This window comes from Candidatus Sulfotelmatobacter sp. (assembly GCA_035498555.1).
Classification (GTDB): domain Bacteria; phylum Eisenbacteria; class RBG-16-71-46; order RBG-16-71-46; family RBG-16-71-46; genus DATKAB01.
The window spans coordinates 1-14392 of sequence record DATKAB010000210.1 but is presented as its reverse complement, the minus strand read 5'-3'; the positions used below and the strand labels follow the sequence as shown (position 1 = coordinate 14392).

Annotated in this window: 10 protein-coding genes and 1 pseudogene; 4 read left to right on the top strand and 7 right to left on the bottom strand. The window is 68.6% G+C overall.

Translation table 11 applies throughout. The annotated features are described in order from the left end of the window. Both VMJ70_16030 and VMJ70_16025 read right to left on the bottom strand, forming a co-directional pair. Positions 1-270: SRPBCC domain-containing protein (locus tag VMJ70_16030; protein HTO92640.1), on the bottom strand; the 270-nt coding region annotated here is incomplete at its 3' end. Beyond that, positions 267-917, bottom strand: a complete 651-nt coding sequence (locus VMJ70_16025; protein HTO92639.1) for a hypothetical protein — start codon at positions 915-917, stop codon at positions 267-269. The genes VMJ70_16025 and VMJ70_16030, both read right to left, overlap by 4 nt. A 255-nt stretch (positions 918-1172) precedes the next feature. Here VMJ70_16025 and VMJ70_16020 point away from each other — a divergent pair, with 255 nt between their 5' ends. After that, entirely contained in the window at positions 1173-2432 is a 1260-nt protein-coding gene (locus VMJ70_16020) for a FlgD immunoglobulin-like domain containing protein (protein HTO92638.1), read from the top strand. 75 nt (positions 2433-2507) lie between these two features. Here VMJ70_16020 and VMJ70_16015 read toward each other — a convergent pair whose 3' ends face one another. The 5 genes from VMJ70_16015 to VMJ70_15995 form a co-directional block, all read right to left on the bottom strand. Continuing rightward, a complete protein-coding gene (locus VMJ70_16015; GenBank protein HTO92637.1) occupies positions 2508-3284 on the bottom strand; it encodes an ABC transporter ATP-binding protein in 777 nt (258 codons plus the stop codon). Further along, positions 3277-4338: an iron ABC transporter permease gene (locus VMJ70_16010; GenBank protein HTO92636.1), complete on the bottom strand. Its 1062-nt coding sequence runs from the start codon at positions 4336-4338 to the stop codon at positions 3277-3279. The genes VMJ70_16015 and VMJ70_16010 overlap by 8 nt, the downstream gene beginning before the upstream one ends. A gap of 1 nt (position 4339) precedes the next feature. Further along, complete coding sequence (locus VMJ70_16005) at positions 4340-5212, bottom strand: ABC transporter substrate-binding protein (protein HTO92635.1); 873 nt, start codon at positions 5210-5212, stop codon at positions 4340-4342. 49 nt (positions 5213-5261) lie between these two features. Continuing rightward, positions 5262-7622 carry a TonB-dependent receptor gene (locus VMJ70_16000; GenBank protein ID HTO92634.1) on the bottom strand — a complete coding sequence of 787 codons (2361 nt, stop codon included), beginning with the start codon at positions 7620-7622 and terminating at the stop codon, positions 5262-5264. Between the two features lie 109 nt (positions 7623-7731). Continuing rightward, positions 7732-8451 (bottom strand): hypothetical protein, encoded by a 720-nt coding sequence (locus VMJ70_15995; protein ID HTO92633.1) that lies wholly within the window; start codon positions 8449-8451, stop codon positions 7732-7734. 1790 nt (positions 8452-10241) lie between these two features. Between VMJ70_15995 and VMJ70_15990 the strand changes: the two are divergent. The 3 genes and pseudogenes from VMJ70_15990 (at position 10242) to VMJ70_15980 (ending at position 14248) form a co-directional block, all read left to right on the top strand. Beyond that, a pseudogene (locus VMJ70_15990) lies at positions 10242-10343 on the top strand (thrombospondin type 3 repeat-containing protein). Positions 10344-10802: 459 nt separating this feature from the next. Then, positions 10803-11414, top strand: coding sequence for an ECF-type sigma factor (locus tag VMJ70_15985; protein ID HTO92632.1), 612 nt, complete (start codon positions 10803-10805; stop codon positions 11412-11414). Then, positions 11411-14248, top strand: coding sequence for a serine/threonine-protein kinase (locus tag VMJ70_15980; protein ID HTO92631.1), 2838 nt, complete (start codon positions 11411-11413; stop codon positions 14246-14248). Before VMJ70_15985 ends, VMJ70_15980 begins: the two co-directional genes overlap by 4 nt. Positions 14249-14392: the final 144 nt, after the last annotated feature.

Genomic DNA, 14392 nt, shown 5'->3' with positions numbered 1-14392 from the left:
GAGCCCGCCGGTCCAGGTCATGCGCCGGTTGGGCACGACGCCGGAAACTCTTGGCGTGAAGACCATGCTCGTCCCCGGAGCATGCACGCGGAGCGTTGCACCCTCTCGAATGTCACCCTCGATGCGAGCCACCGTCGAGTTCCAGGCGGGGAAGGCGCTCGCGTCGGTGAGCATGGCCCAAATGCGTTCGGCCGGGGCCCGCACGTTGACGCTCACCTCGCAAGCCAGTGAGAACGCCCCATGAGTCTGGGCCGTTGCGGGCTCCGTCATCTCCCGTCCCCCAGCTCTCCCGGACGCCCGAGCTTCTCCGCCGATTGCCGCTTCCGCGTCTCGGCCTTCATGGTTCTCTCCGCGTCGGACTCGGGCGGCAACGAATGCCGCAGGGCGAGGACGATCAGGATGCCGCTGAGCAACGCCATGGCCAGAAAGGCTTCCGCCACCCATGGCGCCATGTGCCACAGGGCCGCCACGATGCCCGTCGTCGTGAGCGCCAGGCTCAGCGCGGCCATCGCCAGCGCATAGCCCAGCGTCACGCGCACGCTTCGCTTCTTCGCGGATTCCCGCTGGCTCGGGGCGGGCAAGTGGGCGTGGATGTCGCGGAACCCCGCTTCCTCGAAGGATTGGAGCGTCAGGCTCTCGAGCCCGATCTCTTCGACGTCCTTGCTCAGCCTCAGCAGCACGATGCCCGCGACCTCGAGCGGCAGCGCGCAGGCAAACGAAGTGACTGAGATCAGCACGGTGCGGTCGGTCGGCCCCACCGTAATGAGGGCGGCGATGACCACGAGATTCAGCGCGATCAGCCCGCCAAAGATCCACGTGCCGACGACCACCAGCCAGGATCCGGCTCGCTCGAGCAGAAGCGACAGGCCGTGGATGGCGAGTCGGCCCTGCTCGGCCTGATCCGGAAGAGGCGTCATCCGATCACGCTCAGGAAGGGGTCGGCGGCCTCTCGCTTCGATTCGGCGGCGGCGCGGAGCGCCAACCGCAGAAGTCGACGCTATGCCGGGGCCGGGGAGGCGTCAACTCGTGCCGGCTCGCGGCGGACGCCGATGAGACAGATTCGCCCACCCGGGCCGTGACTTTCTCGCGCCTCGTGCGTTTGCGAGGGGGAAGGGACGACTCGTCTCCTCATGTGCCCCGTCCGACTCGCCCCAAGCCCGAGGGAGGCCGTCATGCCCGGAATCCTCGCCACTCGCGCCTGCGCCACCCTGCGCGGGGTCGCCGCGCTCGCGGCCGCGGGCCTGTTCTCGTCTCTCCCGGCCGGCGTGACGCGGGCCGATATCACACCCCTCCTGAACACCTCCTCGGTCGTCTCGGCCTCCTGGGTTGGCCCGATCAAGGACACCCAGGTCCAGACTTCCCCCCTCGGGCCGCCCGACCCTTGGAACGGCAGCGTGTTCTCGAACGTCACCGACGGCCCTGACTACGCCTACGGAACCATGTTCATGAGCTTTTCGGCGACCACGACGGGACTGCGCGTGTTCAGCGGCGGCTCCGCCACCTCGAATCAGGTCGGCGTCAACGCGGGTGCGGCGAATCTCGATCTGTTCATCATCGTGAACAAGGTCCAGAACGCCACCATCTTGACGACGCTCACGCTTCACGATCTGAGCGGGAGCGCCGGCGCGATCCTGTTTCCATTCGACGTGCACGGCAATCCGCCCTACCAGACGCTGGCCGAGACCTGGGGCACCACGAATTTCACGGGCCGCATTCCGCCGGGGACCTATCTCGTGGACGCCTGGGCGAAGTACGACTCGACCAGCGCGGCGAGCGGGACCTCGCCGACGTTTTCGATCGACGCAGACTTCGTCGACTGCCCCAATCCGCTGGTGACTTCGCAGCCCACGCCGCAAACGACTCCAGTCGGCTCCACCACCCACTTCAGCGTGGGCACGAGCAGCCTCGCCGTCTCGTCGGTCACCACCGGCTCCACGTTCCAGTGGCGGCGGAACCTGGTCAATCTCTCGGACGGCGGCAGGATCTCGGGCGCGACCACGAACCATCTGGTCATCTCGAACACCGCCTACGCCGACTCGGGTTCCTACGACGTGGTCGTCACGCAGGGATCGATCGTCGAGCCGAGCAGTCTCGCGAAGCTCACGGTGACTTCCGGGAACAGCGGCGTTCCCGTGGCTGGCATCAGCGGGCTCCAGATGGATCTGCCCGCGCCGAACCCGGCGCACGGCCGAACGCGCGTGAGCTTTGCGCTCCCGGCGGCGATGCCGGCCGAGCTTCAGATCCTGGACGTGAGCGGGCGCGTCGTAAAGACGCTGCTTCCCTACGGCATGTTCGACGCCGGCCCGCGGTCCTCGGAGTGGGACGGGACGACCGAGCGCGGTTCGCGGGCCCCCTCCGGCATCTACTTCATCAGGCTCAGCACGGCGGCGACCCAGATCGTGAGGCGCGTCGTGAACCTGGCGTCGTATTGAGCCGGAAGCTCGCGACTCACCGCCCCACGAGAATCACGGGCGAGCCGGGCCGAATCGCGTCTCGGAGATCTCGGTTCAGTGCAGGAAGCGCCACAGGGCCCGGCCTCCGGCCGGATCGGGCACCCGCCGCACGCGGACCTGATAGACGCCCTCGATCAGCGCTTCATCGATCCCTTCGTGGTTCTCCCCCACATGGACCACCTGTCCGCGCGAGAGCACGATCAATCGGTCTCCGCTCTCGAGCGCGAGGCCGAGGTCGTGCAGCACCGCGACGACCGCGACGCCCCTGGCCGCCAGGTCCCGGGCCAGGCGAAGCATTTCGAGCTGATGTTTCACGTCCAGCCCCGCGGTGGGTTCATCCAGGAACAGCGCTCGGGTGGGCTCCGGCACGTCGATCTGGGCCAGAACCCGTGCAATCTGGATCTTCTGGCGCTCGCCCGCCGAGAGCGTGGAGAACCGTTGATTGCGGCGCGGCACCATGTCGACGGCAGCGAGGGCCGCGTCGATCGCGGCCCGGTCCCGCGCGCTCGGAGCGACGCGGTAATGAGGGTAGCGTCCCATCTCGACCACCTCGCCGGCGGTGAGCGGAAACGCCGGCTCGGCGTGCTGGGAGAGCACCGCGCGCCGGCGCGCCAGCTCGAGCGTCGACAGCGCGGAGATCGGCCGGCCCGAGTAGAAGACCTCGCCGCGAGCCGGGCGAAGCAGCCCGGCCGCGATGCGCAGAGTGGTCGACTTGCCCGCGCCGTTGGGTCCCAACAGCACCGTCAGGGCGCCGGCTGGGAAGTGGAGATCGAGCCCGTCGAGAATGGAGCGACCTCCCGCCGAGTACGCGACGTCGCGCAGCTCAATCATCCGCGCTCCCGGTGGCCGCCCGCTGGGCGCGCAACAGCAGCAGAAGGAACACGGGTGCTCCCACCACCGCGGTGATCACGCCGATCGGCAGCTCGCCCGGCCGGATGACGAGTCGTGCCGCGACATCGACCCAAAGCATGAACGAAGCGCCGAGCAGCGCGGAGGCTGGCACCAGGAATTCGTGGTTCGAGCCGCGGATCAGGCGCAGCGCATGCGGCACGACCAGGCCGACGAACGCGATCACGCCGACGGTCGCGGTCGCCGCCGCCACCATCATCGTGCACAGCACCAGCAGGCGGCGCGTGAGCCTGCGAACGTCGACTCCCAGCGCCAGGGCTTCGTCCTCGCCGAGCATCAGGGCGTTGAGCGACTTGAGATCGGGGGCGATGCCGACCCAGCCGACGCCGGCCGCCAGCGCCACGATCAACACGGAGGACCAGCTCGCCGTGGTGAACGTGCCGAGGCTCCAGAACGTAATGTTGCGCGCCTGCGGATCCCTGGCGAAATAGGAGAGCAGCCCACTACCCGCATTGCAGGCCGCGTTGATCGCAATTCCCGCGAGCAGCAGGGTGAACACATGGAGCCTTCCAAACGACGCGGCCACTCGATAGGTGAGGAGCGTGGCGCACAGCGCCCCGGCGAACGCCACGACCGGCAACGCCAACAGTCCCCAGGACGCCCCGGGCGCGAACACCGGAACGCCGAACACGAACACCAGCGCGGCGCCGAACGCCGCTCCCGCCGAGGTGCCGGTGAGACCCGGTTCCACGATCGGATTGCGAAACAGCCCCTGCATCACCGCGCCGCACGCTCCGAGGATGGCTCCAGTCAGAGCGCCGGCCAGGACACGCGGCAGCCGGAGCGTGAGCAGGACGTCGCGATCGATCGCGTCGGCGTCGCGCGCCGCCCTCCATCGTGCGCCCTGCGCGACGAGGTCGAAGAGTCGCCCCGGCGAGAACCCATAGGCGCCGAGGCACGCGGCGGCGGCCAGCGACACCGCCAGCACGATGGCGAGCGTCGCCAGCAACGCGGTGTCGTGGCCCCGGTTCGACACGTCAGTGGTGGAGCATCGAGGCGAGATGACGAACCGCGGCCGGTGTGCGGGGACCGAAGTACATGATCTCGGTCTCGTCGATGCGGTAGATGCGTCCGTTCCTTGCCGCCGGAGTGAGCGACACGCCCGGCAGTTCGGCGAACTTCGCCGCGCTGCCCACCCGGTCGAAGCCCACGTCGGTGGCGACGATCACGTCGGGCGCCGCGCGCGCGATGCTCTCGGGAGTCAGACGGCTCATGCCGCCCAGGGAGTCGAGCGCGTTCACGCCGCCGGCCCAATGCAGAATGAGATCGGCAGGCGTTCCCGAGCGGATGCCGAGGTAGTTGTTCACGATCTGGCCGAAGTGCATGAACAGCACGCGCGGCCGGGGTCCGACGACGCGCGCCGAGTCGCGCCGGACCGAGTCCATTCCGGCGCGCCAGCGCTTCAACACCTGCTCCGCATCGTGCTCGTGATGAAAGCGGCGACCCAACTCGGCGAGCAGCCACTGAGCGCTGTCGGGCGTCGCCCCGGGATGGAGCACCACGACCGGGATGCCGACCGAGCGCACCTGCTCGATCACCGCGTCGGGTCCCACATTGCCGTCGGTGAGGAACAGCATGGGCTTGGCCGACAGGATGCCTTCGGCGCTCAAGGCGCGATGGTATCCGACGCTCGGGAGCTTCTGGATCTCGGGTGGATAGACCGAGGTGAGATCGCGAGCCACCAGCACGTTCTGGGCATGGATCGCGTAGAGGAATTCGTTGAGCTGCTTCGAAACGCACACCACTCGTTCGGCCGGCGGTGCGGCCGCACCCGCGGCACCCGGAAGTATCAGCGCCACGACAAAGGTCGCGAGCGCCGCCCCCAAGCGGAGAGTTCGCAGTCGAATCATTTCCATCCTCGTGCCGCCGGCGCGCGGCCGGCGCCGCCGGCGGCTTTCATCAGAACGTGAACGTCAGCGTGGCAGTTGCGTAGTACGTCCCATTGTACGGCGCGGGAATGATGTAGCCGTCGCCGGTGCCGCCGTCGGCCGGCTGCGCGAGGCCGGCATAGGTCGGGCCGACGAACACGAACGAGTACACCGTGCTGTTGAGTAGGTTGTCGCCGCCACCGGCCACGTCGAGCAAGAAGCGATGAGCCACCTGGCGCTGCCAGCCGAGCTTGCCACTGAGCAGGTCGTAGGGCTTCATGCCGTTGGTGTTGCCGAAGGTCACCCAGATCTTGTCGACGTGCTGATAGGAGGCGAAGAGATAGGCGCCGGTCCGACTCTGCGCGTCGAGGCCCAGGTTGAACACGTTCTTCGGAACGCGCGCCACCTGCTTGCCGGAGAAGTCGAGCGTCGCGGCGTTGTTGTTCGCGTCACTCTTGAAGTCGATGTACTTGAAGTCCGAGTAGGTGTAGGAAAGCCAGGGCCTGAGCGAGCTGATCATGCCCTTCGGGTCGTCGATCACCAGCGCGCTGGTGACCAGTTCGGCGCCACGGTTGCGCTGCTTGCCGGCATTGGTGGTGGAGTTGACCGCTCCGATCCGCTGGGAGACCAGCTTGTCGGTGATCTCCATGTCGAAGAGGGCAAGGTCGTAGGACAGCTTGTGCCTCAGCACCAGTCCCTTGCTGCCCACTTCGTACTGCACCGCGGATTCGGGCTTGAGTGAGGTATTCACCGTGTTGTCGCTGTTGATGATGCTGCTGAGCGCCGGTGGGGTGAAGCCCGTGCTGACGCTGCCGTAGATCGAGATCGCGTCACCGAACTTCTTGAGCAGCGCACCCCGGGGCGTGAGCCTGGGGTCGAACGACCGCCGGTACACCACGGTGGTGTCGTTGATCACGTTGTTCTTGAGCATGTTGCGGATTCCGAACTCGTTGAACGTAAGCGCGGCGCCGGCGGTCAGAATGAAGTCGCCGGGGAGAGCGGCGTTCCATTCGGTGAACGCGTAGTAGTTCATCGCGTAGTTCTCCTGATCGCTCGGCCGGCTGGCCGGGATGAAGAACCCGTTGGTCGTGTAGTTGGTGCGCTGGAAGAAGCCACCAGTCGTGCCGTCGAGCTTCAGCGAGCCGACCTGGGCCCGCGAATCGAGCGCGCTCCGGGCGCCGAAACTGAATCGGTTGAAATCGTTGAAGCCGTGGGCGAACGGCTGGCTGGTGGTCTGACCGATCCCGAAGAAGGTCGAGCGCAGGCTCAGATCGTCTTCAAACCGGTACTCGTGGGTGAAGCCCGCACGCTCGCTCTCGATCGAAATCTTGGACTTGTTCGCGGCGTAGACCGGATTGTCGATCGCCCTGCGGTTGTAGAAGTCGGTGCTGTCGATCTCACCGGCGAGCTGCTCGTAGGAATTGTTGTACGAGAAATAGGTCGAGATGTCCTGCCGCCCGCCGGCCTTGAAGTCACCCGCGACGTAGGCGTAGTCCTTCTTGGAACGGCTGTTGGGGCGGAAGGAGTCGTAGGTCTGATGGCCATAGTTCGCCATCAGGGCCGAGTGATCGTCGGCGTGGCCGAAAATGGTGTTGGTGCGGAACAGTCCGTCACTTCCTCCTACCAGTTCCTGGGAGAGATCGCTTCGGTCGGGCGCCGGCCTGGCCGTGGTGAAATTCACGGTTCCGCCGATGGCGCTGCCGTAGACGCTCGACGACGGGCCCTTGATCACCTCGACCTTGCCGAGTGTCGAGAAATCGACGTCGTCGAGGATGGTCTGGCCGGTCGCGTCGGTGATGGGGATCTGGTTGATGAACGCCTGGGATCCGAAGCCGTTCGAGTTCTGCGAATAGTTCGGATAGTAGCCCCGGATCTGGATGTGAGCGCCGCCCCAGGGCGTGCGCGATTGCATGAACACGCCGGGAATCGTGTTGATCGAGTTCTCGAGATTGAGGGAGTTCCCGCGGCCGAGGTCCTTCTCGGTGAGGGTTCCGGTGGCCCGGGCGTCGTCGAGCTGAGGCTTCCCGATCGCGCGGCCGGTCACCTCGACGGCGCCGACCTCGACCGCCGCCGGCTCGAGCTCGATGTCCATCGTGCTGTCGGTCACCGTCACGGTCTTCTCCTGGTAGCCGATCCGCGTGACGACCAGCGTGGCGACGTCCCGGTCACCGCTCAGCGAGTAGCGCCCGCTCTCATTTGTGGTGGCCTTGAATGGCATCCCCTCGGCACGTACCAGCGCCTGGGCGATCGGCAGGTGCGTGCGGGAATCGGTAATGGTGCCGCCGACCGAGGTGGCGGCGAGCGCGCCGGTGGGCGCGAGCGCGGCGAGAATCAGCGAAATGGCCAGCGTGGTCCCGCGTGTCGGTTGGGCGGGAGAATGGATGGGGGGCATGGGTGGTCCTCGAGCCAGGGTGAATGCACTGCCGGGGTCCAGGCGCGTGGCAGGGACCGCAGCGTGATCGGAGCAAGGCAGCGACCGCGGAAGCGGTCGAGCGACGCGCTCAGATCCGCAACGGCAGGAAGGCAGGTTCTCGGCGGAACGGCGTGGAGAAGCACCGGGGCGCCCGCCGCGAACCTGACGCAGGCGCCGGGGCAAGCCCGATGAAGGCCGCGATCGGCCGCGCCTGGGGACTCGCGCGGTCGTCGGCGGCCCAGAACTCGCCGGTGGAGCCCGAGGCGTGGCCGTCGCGCGAGGGAGGCTCGCTCGCGGCGCCGTCGGCGAGCGGCAACGCCAGAGGCAGGTCGGGCAGGTCCGGTGCGTTCGGGCGCGCGAGGGCGATCGGAGCGCCTTCGATCTCCTGTCCTCCTCGGTTGTAGCGGATTCGGAGCCGCAACGCTCCCGCGTCGCCGTCGGGCACGCGCCAGCGCACCTTTCGCAATCGGGGATCGAGCCGCGGCGGCGTGCATTCCCGATAGGTTCGGCCGCCATCGGTCGAGAGCAGGAACTCGAGCTCACGAATGGAATCCCCGGCATTCCATCGCAGCTCGATCTCCTGGCCGGCGCGGGGGATCAGGGCGCCCGGCAGCTCGAGGCGAGGCGCGTCGGCATCGTGGTCGCGCGCATCGAATTCGTCTCGTGCCGGCCGCGGGCTGCGAGCCGCCGCCGCCTCGGGGTCATGAACGAGCGATCCCGCGTCGAACAGCAGCGCTCGAACCAGCAGGGCGATCGTGAGGAGCGCCCCGCCTGCAGCGAGGGTTGGAGCGTGCCGGCGGCGGATCATGGAGCGAGGAATGTAGCAGCCGGCAGTCGAATCCGCACTGGCTACCGGGGGCTTTGACCCCGCTCGAGCGACTCGTTTGGCTCACCCGCATTTCTGTGAACGGGTGTCCCCCAAGCTACTGGGAGATCGGTGATCTTCAGTCGCCGTTTGCGCGTCTGGAGCGATTTCTCCGCATACCCGAGTAGAGAGGCTTGGCTGTGGCCCGGACACCGGGGCAGGCGGTCGCAATTCGGTCTCCTCGAGCCCAACTGTAGCGTTCCCCAGGAACAGCGCCTCTCGGGAGGATCTCTTCAATGCGCGTACACCCGTCGATCTCGGTTCTGTTGGGGCTTGCTCTCATGACCGCGCCCGTTTTCGCGTCCGGCACGGTGGTCTACGTGTCGCCACTCGGATCGCCGGGCGGGAGCGGAGGCGCTACCGACCCCGTGGATCTCGTGACCGGGTTCTCCAGGATCGGCCCCGGCGATTCGCTCCGCATCGCCGGCGGCTCCTATGAATGGGACAAGGCTTCGAGCGGCGAGATCTCGATTCCCAACGGGGCGGCCATTGAGGGCGGTTTCGTCGCCGGGGGAACGGTCTGGTCCAAGAGCCTTGCGACTCCGACCAATATCCTGATCATTCCCCAATACGTGGGCTCGCTGGTCAACGGAACCCTGGTGGGCCACTACACCGGACTCGACCTCAACGCGGTCACCGGCTTCAGGATCGCCGACCTGGCGCTGAACGTCTTGCCCGGCGGCGCGTCGGGAACCACGGGCGGGCGAGGCAACTCCGTCTACGCAGTGCGCCTGACGTCGTGCTCCGACTACACCTTCTCGCGGGTTCAGATCCGCTCGGGCAGCGCCAGCAACGGTTCGGACGGGGGCACCGGAGGACCCGGCCTGCCCGGCTCGAACGCCGGCGCGGGCGGGACGGGAAGCAATGACAATCAGAGTGCGTGCGGACATGGCGGCTCGGGTGGGCCGGGGGCGTCCAACTCCGTCACCCTCGGGCCCGCCGTGTGCTCCACCTGCAATGGCTGCGGAGCGGGGGATGCCGGGAATCCAGGGCCCGGGCCCGGGGCGAGGGCCGGCGGGAGTGGTGGTGCCGGAGGCTCAGGTGGCGCGAATCCCTACTTCTCAGGTGCCCAGGGTGGGGCGGGAGGTAACGGAGGTGGGGGCGCCGCGGGCGGCCCGGGTGGCGGGCCCGGAAGCGTGGGGGCGAGCTGCGCGGGAGGCTCCATCGGAGCGGCCGGACAGTTCGGTGTCCCTGGGGCTCCTGGCACTACCTTCCCTCCGGGAGACCGTCGCCCGATCGATTTGACGCAGCGCGGTGCCTTCTTCGTTCCACACGATCAGGAAAGCGGAGGAGATGGCAGCGGCGGCGGTGGGGGCGGCGGTGGTGGGGGCGGTGGTGGGCAGACGGGCACGTTCTGCACCGACGGCGCCGGCTCGGGCGGCGGCGGCGGTGGCGGCGGCGGCGGCGGTGGTGGTGGTGGGACCGGCGGGCTTGGCGGCGGTTCCGCGTACGCGGTCTACCTGGTGGCGAACGGGGCGAACGGCATCTTCGAGTGCTGCACGCTGACACCCGGAAGCGCGGGAATCGGTGGGCTGGGCGCAGCCGGCGGCCCCGCAGGCTCGGGGGGCCTCGGAAGACCCGGCGGCTCCCAGACCAGCGAGATCGGCGGCGGTGGGCATGGTGGAGACGGGGGAATGGGCGGTCCCGGCGGTCGCGGTCGCGACGGTCAGAACGGCGAATCGGTCGCACTGATGACCACGAGCGGCACGACTCCCTCGGTCGAGGGCGGGGTGGACTCGGACAGCGACGGCTGGCCGGACGTGTGCGACAACTGCCCGAGCGTCTCCAACCCGGATCAGGAAGACACGGACCTCGACGGAGTCGGCGACGCATGTCAATCCCCGGTCGGCGTCGGAGAGACTGCTTCGACCCCGGTGTCGTTCGCCCTCTATCCGCCGGTGCCGACGCCCGCCTCGAGCGCGACCCACATTCGCTTCGACATTCCTGCCAGCGGTGGTCCCGCGACGCTCGCGATCTTCGACGTGCGAGGACGCCGAGTCAGGACCCTCTTCTCGGGTTCTGTCGATCCCGGTCGCCACTTGACGAGCTGGAACCTGAGCGACGGAACGGGGGCGCCGGTACCCGCGGGAATCTATTTCGCACGGCTTTCGGCTCCCGGGTTCGGGGCAACGCAGCGGGTTCTGGTCCTCCATTGACGGATCGGGCGGCGGGCGTGTGCACCCTCGATAGTCACGCGGGCCGGTTCAGTCGACCGCGTTATGGCTGGCGCCGATCGGCGCCGGCCAGCCCGTGGTACTATCCCAAGGATTCCTTCGAGCCCCCGGAGGCATCCTGTGACCTCTTCCGCCCCCACTCCCCGCCGCGAAATCACGCGGCTCCTTCACGAGCTGGGTCGCGACGCTGCCGACGGCACCTCGAGGCGTGCCCGGATCTTCGAGCTGGTCTACCCCGAGCTGCGCCGCCTGGCCTCGGGTCTGCTGGCCCGTGAGCGCAGTGGACACACGCTCCAGCCCACCGGACTGGTGCACGAGGCCTACCTGCGGCTGGTGGACCAGACCTCGCTGCGCCCCAAGGATCGCGCGCACTTCCTGGCGATCGCCGCGCGCGCCATGCGCAACATCCTCATCGACCACGCGCGGGCGGCGAGGGCCCTCAAGCGCGGCGCCGGCTGGCAGCGCGTGACCATCGCCGACGGCAGCGAGACGGCCTCCGGCGATCCGGCAGCCGCGCGGGAGTTCCAGGTCATCGAGCTGGACGAGGCGCTCGAGCGGCTCGGCATGCTCGACGGCCGCGCCGCGCAGGTCGCGGAGATGCGCCTGTTCTCGGGGATGACGGTCCGCGAGACCGCGGACGCGCTGGGCCTCTCACCGCGCACGGTGGATGACGACTGGGCCATCGCGCGCGCGTGGCTGAGTCGCGAGATCCGCGGTGAAGCCCCGTCATGAGCCGGCCCGGGGATCCCGGCGTGCCGATGAACGCCGGCCGATTCCGTGAGGTGAAAGAGGCCCTCCTGCGGGCCGGCCGGCTGGGGCCCACCGAGCGCGCTCGATTTCTCGCCGATCTCGGCACGCGTGATGAGGCCTTGCGCCGTGAGGTCGAATCGCTGCTCGAGGCTGGAGACCATGCGGCGGCGATCCTCGAAACGGGCGCGGTCGCGGGTCTCGAAGAGCTCATCCCCGGCGAGAGGCGCGAGTCGGCCATGCCCGAACGCATCGGACCCTACCGGCTGCTCGGGGTCCTGGGTGAAGGCGGCATGGGCATCGTCTATCACGCCGAGCAGCAGGAGCCCATCCGCCGTGAGGTGGCGCTCAAGGTGGTCCGCGGCGGGTACGCGCCCGAGTGGGTGATCTCGCGCTTCGACGCCGAGCGACAGGCGCTCGCGATCATGAACCATCCAAACATCGCCAGCGTTTTCGACGCTGGCGCCGACGAGTCCGGTCAGCTCTGGTTCTCGATGGAGCGGGTGCCGGGCGTTCCGCTCACCACGTATTGCGATGAGCAAGGCCTCGACATCCGCGCCCGGCTCACACTCTTCCTCCAGCTCTGCGACGCGATCCGGCACGCGCACCAGAAGGGCGTCATCCACCGTGACTTGAAGCCGTCAAACGTGCTGGTGGCCGGTTCGGCGTCGGGACCGTTGCTCAAGGTGATCGACTTCGGCATCGCCAAAGTGCTGGGCCCGGCGGCCGGCGCGACGTTGACCCGTCCCGGCTTCCTCGTCGGGACGCCGAGCTACATGAGCCCCGAGCAGTGCGGGGCCATCGACGCGCCGGTGGACACGCGCTCAGACGTATACGCGCTCGGCGTGATCTTGTACGAGCTGCTGTGCGGGGCGCGGCCGTTCGGCTCGTCGGGCGACGACGTCTCACCGGTCGATATCCGTCGCGCGCAGAGCGAAGGCGACCCCCAGCGGCCCAGCGCTCGCCTCTCGAATCCCGGGGAGTCGCCCGCCGCCGCCACGGAGGTCGCACGGGCGCGCGGGACCACCGCGACCCGGCTGCGCCGCGAGGTGACCGGCGACCTCGACAACATCGCGCTCATGGCGCTGCGGCGTGAGCCCGACCGTCGCTATGCTTCGGTCGAGCAGCTCGCGTCGGACGTGCGGCGTCATCTCGAAGGTCTGCCGGTCCTCGCGCGCCCCGACACCTGGCGTTACCGGTCGGAGAAATTCGTCCGCAGGCACCGGGCCGGCGTGACGATTGGGACCGCCGCCGTCATGGTGGCAATCGGATTCATGATCGCTCTGGCCGCACAGTCCAGACGGCTCGCCGTTGAGCGCAACCTCGCCATCGCCGCTCAGCGCCGGGAGCAGAACGAGGCGGCCGTTGCACATGAGACGGCCGACTTCCTGAGTGGCCTCTTCGAGGGCGCGGATCCCGACACGGCGCGCGGCCTCGGCCTGACCGCGCGCCAGCTGCTCGACCGAGGAGCGCGGCGACTCGACACGGAACTGCATGATCGGCCGGCCGTGCGCGCCCGGCTACTGGTGACGCTCGGCAAGGTCTATCTGTCGCTCGCCGACTATCCGCGAAGCGAGGCCCTGGCCGAATCGGCGCTCGCGATTCAGCTCTCGCTGAAGGGCGCGGACGACGAGGCCCTCGCGAACACCCTTGCCCTCCTGTCGGACATTGCCCACGACCGCCGCGACATGCCCGCGTCGGCACGCTACGCGCGCGAGGCGCTCGAGCTTCGTCGCCGCCGGTACGGGGAGCGTAGCGCCGAGGTCGCGACGAGCATGAATGCCCTGGCGATTCCGCTCCGGGCGATGGGCCAGTTCGCCGCGGCCGAGTCGCTCCTGCGCGAGGCGCTGGCCATCCACCGCGAGACCCTCCAGCCCGATGATCCCAAGCTGGCGTCCGACCTCGGCATGCTCGGCTACGTCCGCTACAGCCGCGGTGACGCCGCCGAAGCCGAGGACTGCTTTCGTGGAGCGCTGCTGATCGAGCGCCGGACCGTTCACCCGCCCAACAGCGATCTGGCCGGAGCCCTCAACAACCTGGGCGGGATCCAGATGGTGCGCGGCCGCGCGGCGGCGGCCGAGAGCACGTTCGGCGAGGCGCTCGACATGTATCGGCAGCTGTATGGCGAGAATCACCCGGCGGTGGCGCGTGCCTATCACAACCTCGGCAACGCCGTTAGGGAGGGCGGACGCGATGCCGAGGCCGAGCCGCTCCTTTTCCACGCCCTGGCGCTGTTCGTGCGCCTGGTCGGACCGTCACACGAGTTCGTCGCGACCACGCTCGTGACCCTGGGCTCCACCCGGCGCGACCTTGGCGACTTCGCGGGCGCGGACTCCTGTCTGGGCGCGGCGCTCGCGATCCGCAGACGCGTTTTTGGTCCCGCCCCCGAGCGCGAGAAAGCGGCGGTCGAGATGGCCCAGGCCGAGCTGGCGTTCGACCGTGGCGATGCAGAGCGCGCCGTGCTTCTCGCGCGTGACGCGCTCCAGCCGATCGAGACGACCTTGCCCGGCGACGATGGTCGAGTGGCCCGCGGGCGGCTCGTCTTGGGGGAGTCGCTCACTCGCGCCGGACACCCAGCCGAGGCCGAGTCACTGCTGACTCAGGCGCTCGGCTCACTGGGGCGGACGATGCCCCCCGATCACTGGCGGATCGCCGAGGCCAGGAGCGCGCTCGGCGCCTGCCTGCTCGCGCTCGGACGCAGGAACGATGCATGGCCAGAGCTTCAGGCCGGCCTGCAGGGCTTGCAACAGGCGCTCGGTGCCGAGGACGTTCGCCTACGACTGGCGGAGTCGCGACGGGCCAAGTTCGGCACGTCTTGACGAGGGTCATGCTCCGAAGATTGGTGATGGTGCAGGACGTGCAGGGACTGACCCTGCATGTCGCCAGCGGGTCGCTTCTCGCCCCCATTCTGCCCCAACCCATCCTGTTGCCACCACCGCACTAGCGGGATCGGCTGGCGCTGG